The sequence below is a fragment of the Pseudomonas citronellolis genome, from assembly GCF_001586155.1.
In the GTDB taxonomy this organism is placed as follows: Bacteria; Pseudomonadota; Gammaproteobacteria; order Pseudomonadales; family Pseudomonadaceae; genus Pseudomonas; species Pseudomonas citronellolis.
This window is the reverse complement of record NZ_CP014158.1, coordinates 1,861,792-1,880,723: the sequence shown is the minus strand read 5'-3', so window position 1 is coordinate 1,880,723 and position 18,932 is coordinate 1,861,792. Positions and strand designations below refer to the sequence as shown.

The window sequence follows — 18,932 nt, the reverse complement described above, 5'->3', positions numbered from 1 at the left end:
AGTGTCCGACCGAGCACCGGTATCGGTCTGTCAGGGCTCCATACGGCGCTGCTGGTGGACCAGGTCGACGATGTCGCCATCCGGGCAGTAACCGTTGACCGTCTCGCGCAGCAGCATACGCACCTGGGCGTAGTCGCCCCGCTCCACCGCCTTCAGCAGCGAGACCAGCACCGTCTTGAACGCCTCCCAGGGCAGCATTTCCTCGTTCGCCTTCATGATCATCGGGTGCTCGGTGGCGCCTACCTCATCGCCGATCAGCAGCTCCTCGTAGAGTTTCTCGCCGGGACGCAAGCCACTGAACTCGATGGCGATGTCGCCGTGGGGCGAACTCTCCGAGCGCACGCTGAGCCCGGAAAGGTGGATCATCCGCTGGGCCAGCTCGAGGATTTTCACCGGCTGGCCCATGTCGAGCACGAAGACGTCGCCGCCGCGCCCCATGGAGCCCGCCTGGATCACCAGCTGCGCGGCCTCGGGAATGGTCATGAAGTAGCGGGTGATCGCCGGATGGGTGACGGTCACCGGGCCGCCACGCTTGATCTGCTCGCGGAACAGCGGGATGACCGAGCCGGACGAGCCCAGCACGTTGCCGAAACGCACCATGGTGAAGCGGGTCTTGTTCACATGGTGAACCCCGGTCTTGTCGCCGAAGAGCACCGGCGCGGGCTCCAGACTGAGTGCCTGGAGGATCATCTCGGCCAGGCGCTTGGTCCCGCCCATGACGTTGGTCGGTCGCACAGCCTTGTCGGTGGAGATCAGCACGAAGTTCTGCACGCCGGCCTGGATCGAGGCCTGGGCCGCATACAGCGTCCCCAGGACGTTGTTCAGCACCCCTTCGGAAATATTGTGCTCGACGATGGGCACATGCTTGTAGGCAGCCGCGTGGTAGACGGTGTTGATCTTCCAGCTGCCCAGCACCTCCAGCAGGCGCTCGGCGCTGCGTACCGAGCCCAGGATGGGCACGAGCTGCACCGGCAGGGATTGTCGCCGGACGCGCTGCTCCAGTTCCTGGTGGATGCGGTAGAGATTGAACTCGCAGTGCTCGAACAGCACCATCACCGTGGGCCCGCAAGGCAGGATCTGGCGGCACAGTTCCGAACCGATGGAGCCGCCCGCCCCGGTGACCATCACCGCCTGGCCGCGGATGCAGTGCTCCAGCAGCTCCTTGCGCGGCGCCACCGGGTCGCGCCCCAGCAGGTCGGCGATGTCCACTTCCTGGATGTCGTCCACCTTCACCCGGCCGTTGGCCAGGTCGATGATGCCGGGCACGCTGCGCACGTGCAGCGGATAGGGTTCGAGCAGACCGAGGATTTCGCGTCGGCGCGCCCGCGAGGCGGAAGGAATCGCCAGGAGGATTTCCTGGGCCCCGGTCTCTTCGATCATCTGCTGGATATGCTTGGGCTTGAACACCCGCAGGCCGGCGATCACCCGGTTGGCGATCTCGTCGTCGTCGTCGATGAAAGCCACCGGCCGCATCACCCGCCCCATGCGCAACGCGGCGACCAGTTGGTTACCCGCGGTGCCGGCGCCGTACACCGCGACCTTGATCAGGCCGTCATCCTGCTTGAGGAAGGGCACGACCTGGATCGCGCTGTACCAGTCGCCCATGAAGTACTGGCGCATGGCCAGGCGCAGCCCGCCTACCATCAGCAGGCTCAGCCACCAATAGTTGAGCACCAGGGAACGCGGCACCGCCTCGACGACCGAGCGGTTCCAGTAGACCACCAGCGACAGCACCAGGGCCGAAATGGTCACCGCCTTCCAGATGGCGATCAACGCATCGTTGCCCAGGTAACGCATGACCGCCCGGTACATGCCGAAGCGGATGAACAGCGGTATCGCGATCAAGGGCGCGGCAATGAACAGCCAGGCATGCACACGGAAGGGATAGGTCAGGTCATCCGTGCCCAGGCGCACCACGAAAGAAAGCCACAGGGCCAGCCAGACCAGGAACACGTCCGTGACGACCTGCAGCATTCGCTTGTAACGTCGGGGCAACCTCAGCAGGCGCTCTCGCAGCATATCCTTTCATCCTTCCCAGTCCGGGAGCGCAGTCTCCCGTTACATTGACCACCATTTCCCATGGAGTTCATTTCGGTTGGCCGTTTTCAGGCCCACCGGCGCCCAGCGATGCCACGACCAGCACCAATGGAGCATAGGCAAGAAACAGACCGGCGACGCCGTCGATTCGGCCCAGCGCCACGAAAACGGCGATCGGCGACAGCCATATCAGATTGATCGCAGCCACCGACAAACTGATGGCGCGATGCTGGCCAAGACGCCGCGAAGCCCGCTGATAGGCATGGCTGCGGTGTGCTTCGTGAACCCGCTCGCCGCGCAGCAAGCGCCGCGCCAGGGTCCAGGTGGCATCGACCACGAAGGCGCCCAGCAGGATCAGCCACGACCAGAACAGTTGCGGCGCCTGCCAGGCCGCCTGCAGCGAGAGCCCGCCCAGCATGATGCCGAGGAAGCCGCTGCCGGCATCGCCCATGAATATCCGCGCGGGCGGGTAGTTCCAGGCCAGGAACCCCGCGGTGGCCGCGGCGAGCAACAGCGGCAGCCAGGCGGCCGACCCCGCCCCCGCCAACCAGCAGCAGAGCGCCGCGCCGCCGCAGACGGTAATCGCCTCCAGGCTGGCGATGCCGTCGATGCCGTCCATGAAGTTGTAGAGGTTCAGCAGCCACACCAGGTAGAACAACGCCAGCAGCGAGCCGAATAGCCCCAGGTCCCAACGAGCGCCGGCGAACGACAGGGCCGGCAGCCCCCCCAGCATGTAGAGCAGGAAGGCCGCGCCGAGGAAATGACCGAGCAGGCGCCAGCGCGCCGGTACGTGGCGGTGGTCATCGATGAATCCCACCAGGGCTATCCAGCCCCCCGACAGCAGCAGGGCAAGCATGGCGCGCGTATCGGTCAGGGCCATCCCCCAGGACAGCAGCAGCGCCAGCAGGAAGCTCAGGACTATCGCCACCCCGCCGCCCCTCGGCGTCGGCACACTGTGGGAGCTGCGCTCGTTGGGCACGTCCATCACGCTGCGCGCCAGGGCATAGTGGCGAACCCCGGCGGTACCGGCCCAGGCCAGCAGCAGGGCGAGAAACAGCAGGAGGAAGATCATGCGCGGGCCTCCCGGTACCAGCGCGCCGTCTCCGCGAGCGCCTGGTCGACGCTCACCGGTGGCTGCCAGCCCAGCAGCTCGCGGGTCTTGCCGATATCGACCTGCAACGAACCCAGCACGCGCTGCGCCTGGGCTCCTCGCCCGAATAGCGCGGCCAGCCCCTGCAGCAAGGCCACCGGCACCGGCAGCAGCCGCGGGCGTACGCCGAGCGCCACGGCCAGGCGACGGCACAGTTCGGCGCTGGAAAGATCGTGATCGTCGCTCACCAGGAAGACCTGGTTGGCGGCACGCTCGTGCTCCAGGCAGACGCGCAGCAGATCGACCAGGTTGTCCCTGGCCACCAGACTCCGCCGGTTGCGCACCCGAGCGAACGGCAGGGGCAACTGCCGCTGCACCACGCGCATCAGGCTGGCGAAGTTGGCCCCCACGCCCGGGCCGTAGATGAGCGGAGGGCGGATGACCACCCACTCCATCGCGCACTCTTCGGCCAGGCGCGACAACGCCCTTTCCGCCTCCAGCTTCGACTGGCCGTAGGGATCGGCCGGCGCCGGCCGATCCTCGGCACGGAACGGCTGGCCGGGCGGCGTCGACTCGCCGTTGACCTTGATCGAACTGATGAAGATGAAACGCCGCACCCCTGCGGCTGCGGCCTGGCGCGCCAGGTTGAGGGTGCCCTCGACGTTGACCGCGCGGAACTCGGCCAGGGGATCGCCCGCGGTTTCGCGCATGACATGCACCCGGGCCGCGGCATGGACCACGACGTCCACGCCAGCCAGTGCAGAAGTCCAGTCCTGGGTTGCGTTCAGGCCATCGATGGAATGGACCTCCACACCGGGAAATTCGCCAGGCAGACGGGAACGCACCGCCACCGCCAGGCGCAGTCCCGGTATCGCGGCAAAGGTTTCGAGAATGCCCCGCCCGACAAAACCGGTCGCACCGGTCAGAAGTACTTTCAACACCACTCCTAGAGATTCAAGGCGCCAGGGCACCATCCATGATTCCGGGCATCGGCATCACTGCTGGGGAGCAGCGATCGGCCTGAGCGTATTCCACCCGTGGCAGCCCGGACATTGCCAGTGCAGTTCACGCCCGGCGAAACCGCAATTGCCGCAGCGATAGTGCGGCATCGATCGATACAGGCCGAGGATGATCGGCTGCATGTGGGTGAACAGCTCCTGGTCCGCCCGTCCGCCGCCCAGGGTGCCGAGCATGTCCAGCAAGCCTCGCCAGGAAGGTTGCTGCTGGACCTTGGCCAGCAAGCGGCCACGCCAACCCTGCCCATCCGCATCGAGCTGGGCCAGGATCGCCAGCAGCGCCGGCGATGCATCCGGCACCTCGGCAAGACGGCGCAGGCAGGCGAGGATTTCCGGCTCGGCACAACACTCGCGGCGCCGCAGCATGGGCAGCAGCTCGCCGAGAAAGCCGGCATCGGCCGCACAGAGCTCGGTGATGGAGGCGTCGGCAGCCTGGAAGTTGCGCTGCCACAGCTCGCAATCCAGGCGCATCAGCAAGGCGCGCACGCACTGGGGGTCGACCCGCCGGGCTTCCTTGAGAAGCTCACGGGCACCGTCGCGGTCGCCCGCGCGAATGCGTTCCTGGGCCTGCTCGCAATAATAGTTGGCCAGCACCGTCTTCAGTTGAGGGCGCCGCCCCACCAGACGCGCAGCGAGTTCCACGGCACGCGCCCAATCCTTCTCGCGCTCGGCGATGCGACGCAACTCGTCCAGCGCTTCCAGCGAGATGGCCTGGCCATCTCGCTGCATCAGCTCATCCAGCAGTTGCTCGGCGCTGCCAAGCAACCCGCCGGCGATGTAATCACGGGCGAGCTCGAGACTGATCTGCGCGGACAGCTCGGCGTTGGCGGAGGCCTTGTCCAACAGTTCCTGGTGGATCTGGATGGCCTTCTCGATATCCCCGCGGCGGCGGAACAGGTTGCCGACATGAACGTGGCTTTCGAGTGTTTCCTCGTTCAGCGAAAGCCCCTGGGAAAGGCGCTCCAGCGCGTCGTCGGAATGCCGGTCGAGCAGGTTGTGCATGTTGCGCACCCGCTCGCGCAACGCCTCGTCAGCCGAAGCCGGCCAAGAGCCCGGGCGCAACGAGCGACGCCCCAGCCACCAACCGACGGCCAGGGCCAAAACGAACAGCAACATTGCTACAACGCTGGACATCCCGGTGTCACTGGGTCTTCAGCGACTGGTCGCGCAGGGCCTGGTTTTCCTTGCGGAAGCGCGACACTTCGGAACGCAGCCCCGAGAGATGCAGGCGCGTGCGCGCCCGGAACGGAATGCTCAGCAGCAGGCCGATGACACCACCCAGGACGAAGGACAGGGTAATGAAGACCACCAGCGGCCACTCCGGCGTCTGCCAGCCCAGGAAGGCCAGTTGGACCTTCTGCAGGTTCTCCAGGACGAAGACGACCACTACTGCGCAGAGCAGGATGGCAGCCAGGAAGGCCAGAAAGCGTTTGAGCCGAAGCATGAAAAATCCTCGATCGTTCTCTAGCCGGCTACACGGGCTCGTTCACCCGATCGCGCAATTCCTTGCCCGGCTTGAAGTGCGGAACGAATTTACCATCCAGACGCACCGATTCGCCGGTCTTCGGATTCCGGCCGACGCGCGGTGCGCGGTAATGCAGAGAGAAACTGCCGAACCCACGGATCTCGATGCGATCGCCGGTAGCCAGAGCCTGGGACATCTGCTCAAGCATCGTCTTGATCGCCAGCTCCACATCCTTTGCGGAAAGCTGCCCCTGATGGGTGACGATTCTCTCGATCAACTCCGACTTGGTCATGGTTTTCCCTTCTTTTTCAAGCGGCTAGATCAGCTCTAGGTTCTTTTAGCACGCAGCTCAAGCTTTGAACAGCCTAAAGGAGGTGCAAAAAACAAAAGCCCCGGGCATCACTGCCCGGGGCTTTTTCGTCGCTCAGCGCATCACTTCACCAGGAACGGCGAAGCCCCTTCCACCACGCCGGTCTCGTTGACGTACTGCTTCCAGTGCTCGATCAACTCCGCCAGCTTGCCCGGCTGGGCCTCGGCCAGGTCGTGGATCTCGCCCGGGTCCCTGGCCAGGTCGTACAGCTGCCAACTGGCCGGCCCCACCGGCGCGGGGATGTACACCGCCTTCCAGTCGCCCTGGCGGATGGCGCGCATGCCGAACAGCTCCCAGCCGGTCACGGTCTTCTCGTCGTGGGCGCGTTCGGTCTCGCCGGAGAGCCAGCCCAGCCAGGACTTGCCGCGCGGCTCGGCGACCTCGCGGCCGCGCCAGCGCTTGCCCGGGTGGCGCACGCCGGCCAGGTCGAGGAGGGTCGGGGTGATGTCCATGACGGTGGCGAACTGCTCGCTGATCACGCCCTGGCGCGCCAGCTGCGGATAGCGCACGAAAGCCGGCACGCGGATGCCGCCCTCGGTGGTGAAGGCCTTGAACAGCCGCGACGGCGCGGTGGCCGCCTGGGCCCAGCGCGGGCCGTACCAGACGTAGGAGTTGGCGCGGCCGATGTTCTCCAGGCTGTTGTCGTAGTGCTGGTCGAGGAAGCCCAGCAGGTCCGGGCCGAACTTCGGGAAGGCTTCCAGCAGCGCGCCCTCGGCGCCGTTGTCGGACATGAACAGGACGAAGGTGTTGTCCAGCTCGCCCTGCCGGCGCAGGTAGTCGACCACCCGGCCGATGTTCCAGTCCATGCGCTCGACCATGGCCGCGTAGGCTTCCATGGCCCGCGCCGACTTGGCCCGCTCCTCGTCGCTCAGGGCCTCCCACTCGCGGCTGATGGCGACCACCGGGTGCGCCTCGACGTCCTGCGCCACCAGGCCCAGTTCCTTGAGCCGGGCCAGGCGCTCCTGGCGCAGCGCCTCGGGGCCGGCGTCGTAGCGGCCGCGGTACTTGTCCACCACCTCCTTGGGCGCCTGCAACGGCCAGTGCGGCGCGGAGAACGGCAGGTAGGCGAAGAACGGCCGTGCCTGGTCGCGTTCCTTGAGGTACTGCAGCAGCTTGTCGCCGAAGGCGTCGGAGGAATAGAAGCCCTCGGGCAGTTGCTCGATGAACCGGTCGTCCTCGATGTAGAGCGCCGGCGTGCCCTTGAGGATGCGCGGCGTGCTTTCGTCGTAGGGCGGCTCGTAGCCATAGTGGTTGGCGGCGCCGGGCAACAGCGAGAAGGAACGCTCGAAGCCGCGCGCGTGGGGCGCCTGCTCGGCCTTCAGGCCCAGGTGCCACTTGCCGGCCATCAGCGTCTGGTAGCCGGCCTCGCGCAGCAGTTCGGGCAGCGCCACCACGCGGTCGTTGAGGTAGCCCTCGTAGCCGGGCTTGCCTTCCAGCTCCGGGGTCAGCGCCTCGGCCATGGTGCCGATGCCGGCGATGTGATGGTCGGTGCCGGTGAGCAGCATCGAGCGCGTCGGCGAGCAGGTCGGTGCGGTGTGGAAGTCGGTCAGGCGCAGGCCGGCGTGGGCCAGGGCGTCGAGGTTGGGCGTGGCGATCTCGCCGCCGAAGGCGCCGATGTCGGAGAAGCCGAGGTCGTCGGCGACTATCACCAGGAAGTTGGGGCGTTTGCTCATGTCGAAACTCGGTCGGTGTTTGGGGTAGGCCTTGTAGGAGCGAGCTTGCTCCTACAAAAAAAGAAGAGGCGCCTCAGCAGGCGATGAACTCGAACGGCAGGTTCTCCACCCGCCTGGGCTGCGGCGCGAGGTAGTCGCCATCGCCGGTCAGCTCGTGCAGCAGCTCCTCGCGCAGGCGCAGGAAGTCGAAGCCGCCGCGCTCGCGCGGGTGCGCCAGGGGCACCTCGACGATACGCTTGATGCGCCCCGGGCGCGGCGCCATGACCACCACGCGGTCGGCCAGGAACAGCGCCTCCTCCACGTCGTGGGTCACCAGCAAGGTGGTGATGCGCTCGCGCTCGCGGATGCGCAACAGTTCTTCCTGCAACTGCTGGCGGGTCAGCGCGTCGAGGGCGCCGAAGGGTTCGTCCAGCAGCAGGATGCGCGGGCTGGCCACCAGGCCGCGGGCGATGGCCACGCGCTGGGCCATGCCACCGGAGAGCTGGTGCGGGTAGGCGCGGTTGAACGCGGACAGGCCGACCAGTTCGAGGTAGTCGGCGACCTTGCGCGCCCTGCCCTCCTCGCTCAGCGGCTCGTTGACCAGGCCCAGGGCGACGTTCTGCTCCACCGTCAGCCAGGGGAACAGGCGGTGCTCCTGGAACACGATGCCACGCTCGCCGCCGATGCCGTCGATGGCCTTGTCGCCGATGCGGATCTCGCCGCGGTACTCGCGGTCCAGGCCCACCAGCAGGCGCAGCAGGGTGGACTTGCCGCAGCCGCTGGCGCCGACGATGGCGATGAACTCGCCCGTGGCGATGTCCAGGTCGAAGCGCTGGATGGCCTCCAGTTGCCGGCCGTCCACCGGGAAGCTCTTGCCGACCTGGCGGAAGCTCACCAGCGGCGCGGAAGTGAAAGCGTTCATGCGTGTCTCCAGCGCGTGGCACGCGCTTCGATGCGTTGTCCGAGGGCGCCGAGCAGGGCGCCGGTGAGGCCGACCAGAAGCATCCCGGCGCTGACCAGGTCCATGCGGAACAGCTGCTGGGCGCCGATCATCAGGCTGCCGATGCCGCCGTCCGAGGGCATGAAGTACTCGGCGCCGATGGTGCCCAGCCAGGCGTAGATCAGGCCCAGGCGCAGGCCGGCGAAGATCGACGGCGCCGCGCCCGGCAGGACCAGGCGGCGCAGGCGCTGCCAGGGCGACAGGCGCAGCACGCGGGCGGCCTCGCCCAGTTGCGCCGGCAGGCTGGCGATGCCGCGCTGGGTGGCCAGCAGCAGCGGGAAGAAACTGGCCAGGGCGACGAACACCACCTTGGCCGCCTCGCCCAGGCCGAACCAGGCGGTGAGCAGCGGCACCCAGGCGAAGATCGCCACCTGGCGCAGGGCCGAGAACGACGGGCCGAGCAGGCGCTCCGCCGGGCGCCACAGCCCCAGGGCCAGGCCCAGCAGGAAGCCGGCGCCGCCGCCCAGCAGCAGGCCCAGCAGGGAACGCTGCAGGCTGGCCAGCAAGGCCGTCGGCAGGCTGCCGTCGAGCAGGCCGCGCCAGGTGGTCTCGACCACCGCGGTGGGGCTGGCGAGGATCGCCGGATCGACCCACTGGCCGACGCTCGCCGCCTGCCACAGGCCGACCAGCGCCAGCGGCAACAGCCAGGGCTGCAGGCGCTGCCAGCCCTGGCCGCGGACACTACGGCGGAACTCGCCGGCGGCCTGCTGCGGCCAGTGCACCAGGCGCCGCTCCAGGGCCTGGATGCCCTGGTCCATGGCCGCGCCCACCAGGCCGATGACGAGGATGCAGACGAACACCACGTCGAGCATGAACAGTTGGCGGCTCTGCACCATCAGGTAGCCGATGCCTTCGCTGGAGGCCAGCAGCTCCACCGCCAGCAGCGAGGTCCAACCCTGGGCCAGGGCCAGGCGCACGCCGGTGAGGAAGGCCGGCAGCGCCGCCGGCAACAGCAACCGACGCACCAGCAGCGGCGGCGGCAGGCGCAGCACGGCGGCGGCCTCGCGCAGCCTGGGCTGGGCATCGCGCACGCCGACCAGGGTATGCAGCGCCACCGGGACTATCACCGCCTTGACCAGCACCACCAGCTTGAGCAGTTCGCCGATGCCGAAGAACAGCATGAACAGCGGGATCCAGGCCAGCGTGGGGACCTGCGCCAGGGCCAGGAAGGTCGGCAGCACGAAGCGCTCGGCGCGGCGGCTGAAGCCCAGCCAGGCGCCCAGGGCCGCGCCGCTGGCGATGCCGGCGAGCAGGCCCCAGCACAGCCGCTGCAGGCTGATCCACAGCTGCTGCCAGAGTTCGCCGGCGAACAGCTCGCGGGCGCTCTGCCAGACCAGCGACGGCGCCGGCAGTATCTGCGCGGACATCCAGTGCTGGGTGGCGGCCAGCCACCAGAGAACGAACAGGGCCACCGGCAACAGCCAGGGCAGCAAGCGCGGGGCGATCAGCGCCAGCCGCTGCGAGGCGGCAGCGCTTGCGGTGGGGTACACAGGCAAGGCGAGTGCCTTAGAAATATTCTTCATTGGAATATGAAAAAATCTATCAATGCATTTATGAGCTAAGAGTCCCCATTTAAGGGAAGCCTCCCCAGCGCGGCCAATGCATTCGACGAATATTTTTTATGCCTTTCGTGCATTCGCCCGGCAGCGGGGATGCGGACTGACTTATCTCCACAAATTATTAAAAAATAAATTTTTATTATTTTATTAATCATCTATGACCTGCCTTAGTGCCTTTCCCATTCCCCCGCAGGAGGCAGGCGCCATGAAGGCCCTCACCCACCCGTTGCTGTCGCTCTTCGCCGCCCCGGTGCTCGCCGGGCTGCTCGGCGCTTACGCCCCGTTCACCAGCGCCGCCGAAGCGCCGAAGGAAATCCGCATCGCCGTGCCCGACGTGGGCGCCGGGCAGAGCCATTCCGGCGGCGGCCTCGTCGACGTGCTCTACACCCGCAAGCTGCTGGAGAAGGAGTTCGCCAACGACGGCATCCAGATCAAGTGGACCTACTTCAAGGGCGCCGGCCCGGTGATCAACGAGGCCTTCGCCAACAGCCAGGTGGACTTCGCCTACCTCGGCGACCTGGCGGCCATCATCGGCAAGGCCAGCGGCCTGGACACCCGCCTGCTGGCCGCCACCGGGCGCGGCGTCAATCACTACCTGGGCGTGCAGCCGGGCTCGGGGATCAAGACCCTGACCGACCTCAAGGGCAAGCGCATGGGCATCTTCCGCGGCACCGCCAGCCAACTGTCGTTCGACAACGCCCTGGCCAGCGCGGGCCTGAGCGAGAAGGACCTGAAAGTCATCAGCCTGGACTTCAACGCCGCCCTGGCGGCGCTGGCGGCCAAGCAGATCGACGCCACCTGGGGCCTGGCCGGCCTCTTCGCCCTGCGCGAGAAGGGCCTGGCGGAAATCCCCCTGAGCACCCGCGACCTCGGCGGCGCCGGCACCCTGCAAGCTGTGCTGGTAGGCAACGGCGCCTTCGTCGACGCCCACCCGGAAATCACCCAGCGCCTGCTCAAGGTGGAACTGCAGGCCCTGGCCTGGGCCGGCGCCGAAGCCAACCACGCGGCCTTCATCGACCTGGTGTCGAACCAGGCCGGCTACCCGCCGATCATCCTGCAGACCGAATACAAGGACCGCCCGCTGGCCGAGGCCCTGTCGCCGCAACTGGACGCCGGCTTCCTCGGCCAGCTCGACGCCTCGATCCAGGCGGCCAGGCAGTACGGCCTGATCCGCCGCGACTTCAAGGCCGCCGACTGGGCCAAGCCGGACTACCTGGCAGCCGCCGCCAAGCTGGCTGCGGCGCAGCCGGTGGCGCAGGTGCAGTGATTGAGCTCGTAGCAGCCTGCGAGCTCAATCGCGGATAACGCCCAGGTCAACCCCGGCGCCGCCTGGAACCAAGGCCAAACGGCGGATAACGCGGAGCGTTATTCGCCCTACGCCAAGCCCACCGTAGGGCGTATAACCGTTCGCGGTTATCCGCCGCCCCCTCCCCGCAAACCTTCACGCCACCGCACTCCGCTCCTCCTCATCCAACTCCACCAACATCTCGATCAACGCCCGCGCCGCCGCCGAAAGGCGGTAGCCGGTACGGCTGACGATCCCACAGCGCGCCTGCAGACTGTCGATGTTATGCGGCAGGTTACGCAGATGCAGGCGCGCCACCTCGCCATTGGCCAGCGCATGCCGTAAACCATCCTCGCTGCCCACGCCAATGGCGTCGGTCTGGCTGACGATGCGCACCAGCGAGCCCAGGTGCTCGCACTGGATGTTCGCCTGCAGGTCGCTCTTGCCGCTGAGGTTGGCCAGCAACTTGCGGATGCCCGGCGGCATCCGCGCCGAGGCCAGCGGGTAGGCGAACAGGTCGTTGGTGGACAGGCTCTCCTTGGCCAGCAGCGGGTGCCCGGTGCGGCAGAAGAAGAAACCCCGGCGCGGGCTCAGCGGCCGCGTCTGGAAGCCGGGGTCGGCCTCGAAGTGGCGGATATCAGCGATGAAGAACTCGATCTCGTCGCGCAGCAGGCTGCGCGACAGGCGCTCCCAGTTGTCCACCTGGAAATCGATCTGCAGCCGCGGGTGGCGCCGGATCAGCCGCGCCACCGCGTCGGGCACCAGTTTCTGCGCCGGCGCCGGCCCGCAGCCGAAGTGCAGCTCGCCGGCATCCAGCTTGTTCAACTGGGTGATTTCCTGGGTCAGGTTGGCCGCGCCCTGCACCAGGCGCAGCGCGTGCTGCAGCACCACCTGGCCTTCCGGCGTGGGGCGCAGCTCCTTGCTGCCGCGGTCCACCAGCTGGCAGCCCAGCTCCTGCTCCAGGCCCTGGATGCTGCGGCTGAAGGCCGGCTGGGTGATGCCCATGGCATCGGCCGCGCGGACGAAACTGCGGTGTTCGGTGAGGGCGATGAAGTAACGCAGTTGGCGCAGATCCATGATGCTTTACCGGCATTGAAAATATTGGACAAAGGCATTTGCCGTCGGGGATGCGCTGGTTTTAAATGCAAGCTCTTATTCCGTCAACGAAGAATAAAACTTAAATTTATTCTTTTAAGAAATAAGAATATGCCCCTCGACCAGGAGCCCCCAATGGCCTTGCACCCTTTCGCCCCACGCCCGTTGCCGGCACGAATGCTTCCCTCTCGCGGCTGTAGCCGCTGAGCCCCGGCGTCGCCGGACGACGCCCACCGATTAGAAGAGAGCCGTTTTCGCCATGCCCCGCATGGCGCGGCCCCCTGTTGCCCGCGATCCGCCGGGCAGTGCCTGATGCAAGGAAAAGACGATGAGCCAGAGTGCTTCGCTGCAAACCCCGTTCACGCTGCGCCCCGGCCGAACCCGGCCCGGCGCCCCCGACTATGCCCTGGCCCTGCTGCTCGCCCTGGGCGGCGCGCTGCCGCTGCAGGCCGCCGAGCAGGACGACGCCAGCACCACGCCAGAGGCCGCCATCACCGCCGACAAGGGCACCAGCACCCAGGCCACCGCCCTGGGCAAGGTCACGGTCACCGCCCGGCGCCGCGAGGAAGACTCGCAGAAGGTGCCCACGCCGATCACCGTGCTCGACGGCGCCACCCTGGAGAACCAACGCATCACCAAGGTGCAGGACCTGCAGCAGGTGCTGCCCAGCGTCAACGTCGCCTACATCCACGCCCGCCAGTCGAGCATCGCCGTGCGCGGCATCGGCAACAACCCGGCCAGCGACGGCCTGGAGGGCTCCGCCGGGGTCTACCTGGACAACGTCTACCTGGGCCGCCCGGGCATGGCGGTGTTCGACCTGCTGGACATCGAGCAGTTGGAGCTGCTGCGCGGCCCGCAGGGCACGCTGTTCGGCAAGAACACCACCGCCGGCGTGCTGAACATCAGCACCCGCGCGCCGACCTTCACCCCCGAGCGCACGGTGGAGGTCTCCGGCGGCCAGGAAGGCTACTTCCAGGGCCGCGGCACGGTCTCCGGGCCACTCACCGACGAACTGGCCGGGCGCGTTTCCGCCTACCGCACGCGCAGCGACGGCTACATCACCAACATCCACGACGACAACAAGCTCAACGGCGGCGAGCGCCAGGGCATCCGCGGCCAGCTGCTGTACAAGCCCAGCGAGGACTTCAGCCTGCGCTGGATCAGCGAGTACAACGAGGAGGACTCCAGCAACGGCAGCATGGTGGTCTACGGCGCCGCCCCGCGCTTCTGGCAGCGCGCCGCGCTGGTCGGCGCCTCGCCGATCGCCGATCCGGGCCGGCACAAGGTCAACATCGACAGCCGCCAGCACGTCAGCGTGCACCAGGGCGGCAGCTCGGTGGAGGCCAACTGGAAGCTGGCCAACGACTTCACCCTGACCTCCATCAGCGCCTACCGCTTCTGGAACTTCACCCCGGCCAACGACGAGCAGCTGAACGTCTCGGCGATCCGCAATACCGGGGTGGCGGTGCGCGACCGCCAGTTCTCCCAGGAAATCCGCCTGGCCTCGCCCACCGGCGGCGCCTTCGACTATGTGGTCGGCGCCTACGCGTTCAACCAGAACCTGGGCAACAAGACCTTCACCGACTACGGCCCCTTCGCCGACAGCTACCTGCTGGGCACCAACCTCAAAGCCCTGAACGACACCTCCAGCAAGGCCAACGGCAAGATCGAGACGGACAGCTTCGCGCTCTTCTCCCAGGGTACCTGGCACCTCACCGACAAACTCGACTTCACCGCCGGCCTGCGCGGCACCTACGAGGAGAAGGACGCCAAGGTGAAGCGCTACGCGCCGGTGGGCGGTGCGCCCGTGAGCGGCGCCGGCGCGGTGGTGCGCAACGGCCAGCTGGGCGCCTACGATTCCGGCGACCTCAGCGTCTACAGCTTCGCCCCCTCGGCGCTGCTCAGCCTGAGCTACCAGTTCAGCGACGAGCTGCTGGGCTATGCCTCGCTGTCCCACGGCGAGAAGTCCGGCGGGGTGAACCTGGCGGTGGCCAGCGCGCCGAGCGCCGGCGCCGACTCGCTGCTGGTCGGCCCGGAACGCGCCAACGATGCCGAACTGGGGATCAAGTCGACGCTGCTCGACCGCCGCCTGCAGCTCAACGCCAACATCTTCTGGACCGGCATCCACGGCTACCAGGCCACCACCCTGTACCAGCCGGCCGGCTCCACCCAACTGGTGCAGGTGCTGTCCAACGCCGGCAGCGTGCGCTCCCGCGGCCTGGAGCTGGAGGCCACCGCGCTGCCGCTGCGCGGCCTGACGCTGAACTTCAACGGCTCCTACAACGACGTCAGCTACCTGTCGTTCAAGGACGCCCCGTGCCCGGCCGAGATCAGCACCCAGCCCGGCGCCCCGGCCAGCTGCGACCTCACCGGCAAGCGCGTGGTCGGCGCCTCGAAATGGATCGCCAACCTCAACGGCGAATACAAGTGGCAGTTGGCCAACCGCTTCGAGCCCTACGTCAACGCCAGCTATTCGTACCGCTCCGAGGCCGAGGGCACCCTGGACGATTCCGACCTTTCGAAAATCCCCGGCTACGGCCTGGCGAACTTCTCCGTGGGCGTGCGCCACGATCTGGGCGACGGCCAGCTGGACGCCTCGGTCTGGCTGAAGAACGCCTTCGACAAGGACTACTACCTGGCCGCCTTCGCCAGCATCAACGGCTCCTACACCGCCTCGGTGGGCCAGCCGCGCACCCTGGGCGCCTCGGTTCGCTACGACTTCTGATCCCACTCGCCGCCCCGCGCGGCCCCTTGCAGTACCACCTACAGCAATGAGGAATACGAGATGAGCAACGCAGCACAAGCCATTCAACCCGCCGTACAACTCGACATCCACCCGGTGGCCGGGCGCATCGGCGCCGAGATCCGCGGGGTGACGCTTTCCGGCCACCTGGACGCGGCCACGGTCGAGGCCATCCAGGCCGCCCTGGTGAAGCACAAGGTGATCTTCTTCCGCGGCCAGAGCCAGCTCGACGACCAGGGCCAGGAAGCCTTCGCCAAGCTGCTCGGCGAGCCGGTCGCGCACCCGACGGTGCCGGTGCGCGACGGCACCGAATACCTGCTCGAACTGGACGGCGCCGAAGGCCGCCGGGCCAACTCCTGGCACACCGACGTGACCTTCGTCGAGGCCTACCCGAAGGCCTCGATCCTGCGCAACGTGGTGGCCCCGCAGGCCGGCGGCGACACCGTCTGGGCCAACACCGCGAGCGCCTACGACGACCTCAGCGACGAACTCAAGGCCCTGGCCGACAAGCTCTGGGCGGTGCACAGCAACGAATACGACTACGCCGCCATCAAGCCCAACGCCGACCCGGCGCGCCTGGAGCAGTACCGCAAGGTGTTCACCTCCACCGTCTACGAGACCGAGCACCCGGTGGTGCGCGTGCACCCCGTCAGCGGCGAGCGCAACCTGTTGCTGGGGCACTTCGTGAAGCGCCTGAAAGGCCTGTCGCAGCACGACTCCCAGCATCTCTTCGCGGTGCTGCAGAGCCACGTTACCCGCCTGGAAAACACCGTGCGCTGGCGCTGGCAGGCCGGCGACGTGGCCATCTGGGACAACCGCGCCACCCAGCACTACGCGGTGGACGACTACGGCACCCAGCCGCGCATCGTGCGGCGCGTGACGCTGGCCGGTGAGGTACCGGTGGGGGTGGATGGGCAGCGGAGCCGGACTGTCAGGAAAGTTTGAGTCCTGCTTTCAAGAGCCCCTCTCCCTAACCCTCTCCCTGAAGGGAGAGGGCTGGGGAGAGGGCAACCCAAGCCCATACGGAGCACCAGACCATGAGCCAATCCACCGCCCTGAAGATCGCCCCCGAAACCTTCACCATCATCCCCCTCGACGCCCCGCTGGGCGCCGAGGTCCGCGGCCTGGACGCACGCCAGCCGCTGACGCCCGAGCAGATCCTGGCGATCAAGCAGGCCCACCGCGACCACCACATCCTCATCTTCAGGAACCAGCAACTGGACGATCGGCAGTACCTGAATTTCGCCACCCTGTTCGGCGCGGTGTTCCAGCCGCCGGCGGACGTGCCGGTGCTGTCTTCCGGCGTCGACGGCAAGGCCCCGGACATCGTCAAGGTGGCCAATACCGGCGATGGCGAACTGGGCAACTTCGCCCTGCCCGCGCACATCGACCACCAGTGGACGCCGCTGCCCTCCTCCGGCTCCTTCCTCTACGCGCTGGAAGTGCCGAGCCAGGGCGGCGAAACCCTGTTCACCAACCTGGCGCTCGCCTACCAGAGCCTGGACGCAGCCACGCGCAAGGAAATCGACGACCTGCGGCTGATCAGCTACAACCCCTTCGTGCGTCTGAAGAACGGCTATTCGGGCGGCTTCGTCACCTACCGCACTCCGGACATAGAGCCGATCCAGGGCACCGAGCACCCGCTGGTGCGCACCCATCCGGAAAGCGGCAAGCGCGTGCTCTACCTCAGCGTCCACACCGAAGTGGAAATCCCCGGCCATGAGCCGCAGCAGGGCAAGGCCCTGGTCGAGCGCCTGCGCGCCCACCTGCAGAAGCCGGAGCTGATCTACAGCCACAAATGGCAGATCGGCGACATCGTCTGGTGGGACAACCAGGCCACCCTGCACGGCCGCAACGCCTTCCCGGCCAGCGAGCGGCGCCGCCTGAAGCGCATCAGCCTGGGCGGCAGCCGGCCGTTCTGAGTTTCCCGCGGGCAAAGAAAAAGCCCCTGGCCGATGGCCAGGGGCTTTGCGAAGTGGTGGGTCGTGTAGGATTCGAACCTACGACCAATTGGTTAAAAGCCAACTGCTCTACCGACTGAGCTAACGACCCAACGCGAGGCGTATAATACTGATTTCTAACGCAAAAACAACACCTTTACGAAAAATTTTTCAGAAATATCGCGTAGGGTCTGAAATTCCCGCCGCGGCGAAGCCTTCGGCGCGCAGGCGACAGCTGTCGCACTTGCCGCAGGCGCGGCCTGCGTCGTCCGCCTGGTAGCAGCTCACGGTGAGCGCGTAGTCCACGCCGCGGGCCACGCCGGCCTGGATGATCTGCGCCTTGGAGAGGAACTGCAGCGGCGCCTGGATACGGAAGCCATCGCCTTCCACCCCGGCCTTGGTGGCCAGGTTGGCCATGCGCTCGAAGGCCTCGACGAACTCGGGGCGGCAGTCCGGGTAGCCGGAATAGTCCACGGCGTTGACGCCGATGAAGATGTCCCACGCACCGAGCACCTCGGCCCAGCCCAGGGCCAGGGAAAGGAATACGGTGTTGCGCGCTGGCACGTAGGTCACCGGGATGCCCTCACTGGGCGCCTCGGGCACGGCGATGCTGCTGTCGGTCAGCGCCGAGCCGCCGATGCCGTTGAGGTTCAGGCCGATGACCTTGTGCTCGACCACGCCCAGCTGGCGGGCCACGCGTTCGGCGGCCTGGAGTTCGGCGCGGTGGCGCTGGCCATAGTCGAAGCTCATGCTGTAGCAGGCGTAGCCCTCGGCCTTGGCCATGGCTACCACGGTAGCGGAGTCGAGCCCGCCGGAGAGCAGGATGACGGCTTTCTTCTGAGTCATGTGGTTACCCTTCCCGTCCACGTCTCAGCGGCCCGGTTCGTCGTTCCAGAGGATCTTGTGCAGTTGCATCTGGAAGCGCACCGGCAGGTTGTCGGCGACTATCCAGTCGGCCAGCTCGCGCGGCGCCAGCTGGTGGTGGCTCGGCGAGAACAGCACTTCGCCGGCACGCTCGTCGAGGCGGTATTCGATCAGCTTGGACACCGCCCAGTCGTAGTCCTCGCGGGAGCAGAGGACGAACTTGACCTGGTCGTTGCCGGTGAGCTCGGCGATGTTCTCGTAGCGGTTGCGGCGCACCTCGCCGGAGCCCGGGGTCTTCAGGTCGAGCACCCGGCTGACGCGGCGGTCGGTGGCGGAGATGTCCAGCGCGCCGCTGGTCTCCAGGGAGACCGAGTAACCGGCGTCGCACAGGCGCTGTAGCAGCGGCAGGCAGTTGGGTTGCGCCAGCGGCTCGCCACCGGTGACGCAGACGTAGCGCGGCCGGTAGCCGGCGACGGTTTCGAGGATGCTGTCCAGGCTGCGGATCTCGCCGCCACTGAAGGCGTAGGCGGAGTCGCAGTACTGGCAACGCAGGGGGCAGCCGGTCAGGCGCACGAACACGGTCGGCAATCCGACGGTGCGCGCTTCCCCCTGCAACGAGTAGAAGATCTCGGTGATTCGCAGGGTCTGTTGCATATCAGCCACGGGCGTGACGGCGACACAGGCCATCCGCCTCCGTTGCGGTGTAATCGAACGAACGCCGGGCGTTCGGGAATTCCCGGGCGGGCAGACATCAGCCGAGCTGAAACCGCTCCGCGACTCCGGGTGGCGGCGATTCTAACGGAAAACCCGGCGCTC

16 protein-coding genes and 1 tRNA gene are annotated in these 18,932 nt (G+C 67.2%); 4 read left to right on the top strand and 13 right to left on the bottom strand.

Going from position 1 to position 18,932, the window contains the following annotated elements; genetic code table 11:
• Positions 1–30: 30 nt before the first annotated feature.
• From PcP3B5_RS08570 to PcP3B5_RS08530, 9 genes are all read right to left on the bottom strand, one after another.
• Positions 31–2,019 carry a polysaccharide biosynthesis protein gene (locus PcP3B5_RS08570; protein WP_009621021.1) on the bottom strand — a complete coding sequence of 663 codons (1,989 nt, stop codon included), beginning with the start codon at positions 2,017–2,019 and terminating at the stop codon, positions 31–33.
• Positions 2,020–2,086: 67 nt separating this feature from the next.
• On the bottom strand, positions 2,087–3,109 hold the full coding sequence (locus tag PcP3B5_RS08565; protein WP_061561021.1) for an MraY family glycosyltransferase: 1,023 nt from the start codon (positions 3,107–3,109) through the stop codon (positions 2,087–2,089).
• On the bottom strand, positions 3,106–4,065 hold the full coding sequence (locus PcP3B5_RS08560; protein ID WP_082816272.1) for a UDP-glucose 4-epimerase family protein: 960 nt from the start codon (positions 4,063–4,065) through the stop codon (positions 3,106–3,108). Before PcP3B5_RS08560 ends, PcP3B5_RS08565 begins: the two co-directional genes overlap by 4 nt.
• A 57-nt stretch (positions 4,066–4,122) precedes the next feature.
• On the bottom strand, positions 4,123–5,259 hold the full coding sequence (locus PcP3B5_RS08555; RefSeq protein WP_237143076.1) for a tetratricopeptide repeat protein: 1,137 nt from the start codon (positions 5,257–5,259) through the stop codon (positions 4,123–4,125).
• Between the two features lie 25 nt (positions 5,260–5,284).
• Positions 5,285–5,587, bottom strand: coding sequence for a LapA family protein (locus PcP3B5_RS08550; protein WP_043267514.1), 303 nt, complete (start codon positions 5,585–5,587; stop codon positions 5,285–5,287).
• Between the two features lie 28 nt (positions 5,588–5,615).
• Positions 5,616–5,900 carry an integration host factor subunit beta gene (gene ihfB, locus PcP3B5_RS08545; RefSeq protein WP_009621012.1) on the bottom strand — a complete coding sequence of 95 codons (285 nt, stop codon included), beginning with the start codon at positions 5,898–5,900 and terminating at the stop codon, positions 5,616–5,618.
• 140 nt (positions 5,901–6,040) lie between these two features.
• On the bottom strand, positions 6,041–7,651 hold the full coding sequence (locus PcP3B5_RS08540) for an arylsulfatase (RefSeq protein ID WP_061561018.1): 1,611 nt from the start codon (positions 7,649–7,651) through the stop codon (positions 6,041–6,043).
• Positions 7,652–7,724: 73 nt separating this feature from the next.
• On the bottom strand, positions 7,725–8,552 hold the full coding sequence (locus tag PcP3B5_RS08535) for an ABC transporter ATP-binding protein (protein WP_043267518.1): 828 nt from the start codon (positions 8,550–8,552) through the stop codon (positions 7,725–7,727).
• Positions 8,549–10,153 (bottom strand): ABC transporter permease, encoded by a 1,605-nt coding sequence (locus PcP3B5_RS08530; protein ID WP_061561017.1) that lies wholly within the window; start codon positions 10,151–10,153, stop codon positions 8,549–8,551. Before PcP3B5_RS08530 ends, PcP3B5_RS08535 begins: the two co-directional genes overlap by 4 nt.
• A 241-nt stretch (positions 10,154–10,394) precedes the next feature.
• Between PcP3B5_RS08530 and PcP3B5_RS08525 the strand changes: the two genes are divergently transcribed.
• Entirely contained in the window at positions 10,395–11,456 is a 1,062-nt protein-coding gene (locus PcP3B5_RS08525) for an ABC transporter substrate-binding protein (protein WP_061561016.1), read from the top strand.
• Between the two features lie 174 nt (positions 11,457–11,630).
• Here the strand turns inward: PcP3B5_RS08525 and PcP3B5_RS08520 are convergent, their stop codons facing one another.
• On the bottom strand, positions 11,631–12,551 hold the full coding sequence (locus tag PcP3B5_RS08520; protein WP_009616950.1) for a LysR family transcriptional regulator: 921 nt from the start codon (positions 12,549–12,551) through the stop codon (positions 11,631–11,633).
• Positions 12,552–12,897: 346 nt separating this feature from the next.
• On the opposite strand from PcP3B5_RS08520, the gene PcP3B5_RS08515 reads away from it, so the two are divergent.
• The 3 genes from PcP3B5_RS08515 to PcP3B5_RS08505 all read left to right on the top strand — a co-directional run bounded on the left by PcP3B5_RS08515 (position 12,898) and on the right by PcP3B5_RS08505 (position 17,234).
• Entirely contained in the window at positions 12,898–15,294 is a 2,397-nt protein-coding gene (locus PcP3B5_RS08515) for a TonB-dependent receptor (RefSeq protein ID WP_145923862.1), read from the top strand.
• Positions 15,295–15,354: 60 nt separating this feature from the next.
• The gene (locus PcP3B5_RS08510; RefSeq protein WP_061561015.1) at positions 15,355–16,257 is read left to right on the top strand and encodes a TauD/TfdA dioxygenase family protein; all 903 of its coding nucleotides are present in this window, start codon (positions 15,355–15,357) and stop codon (positions 16,255–16,257) included.
• 92 nt (positions 16,258–16,349) lie between these two features.
• Positions 16,350–17,234 (top strand): TauD/TfdA dioxygenase family protein, encoded by an 885-nt coding sequence (locus PcP3B5_RS08505; RefSeq protein WP_061561014.1) that lies wholly within the window; start codon positions 16,350–16,352, stop codon positions 17,232–17,234.
• 54 nt (positions 17,235–17,288) lie between these two features.
• Here the strand turns inward: PcP3B5_RS08505 and PcP3B5_RS08500 are convergent.
• From PcP3B5_RS08500 to queE, 3 genes are all read right to left on the bottom strand, one after another.
• A tRNA-Lys gene (locus PcP3B5_RS08500) sits at positions 17,289–17,364 on the bottom strand.
• A gap of 59 nt (positions 17,365–17,423) precedes the next feature.
• A complete protein-coding gene (queC, locus tag PcP3B5_RS08495) occupies positions 17,424–18,098 on the bottom strand; it encodes a 7-cyano-7-deazaguanine synthase QueC (RefSeq protein ID WP_061561013.1) in 675 nt (224 codons plus the stop codon).
• 24 nt (positions 18,099–18,122) lie between these two features.
• Positions 18,123–18,770 carry a 7-carboxy-7-deazaguanine synthase QueE gene (gene queE, locus PcP3B5_RS08490; protein WP_024128550.1) on the bottom strand — a complete coding sequence of 216 codons (648 nt, stop codon included), beginning with the start codon at positions 18,768–18,770 and terminating at the stop codon, positions 18,123–18,125.
• Positions 18,771–18,932 lie beyond the last annotated feature (162 nt).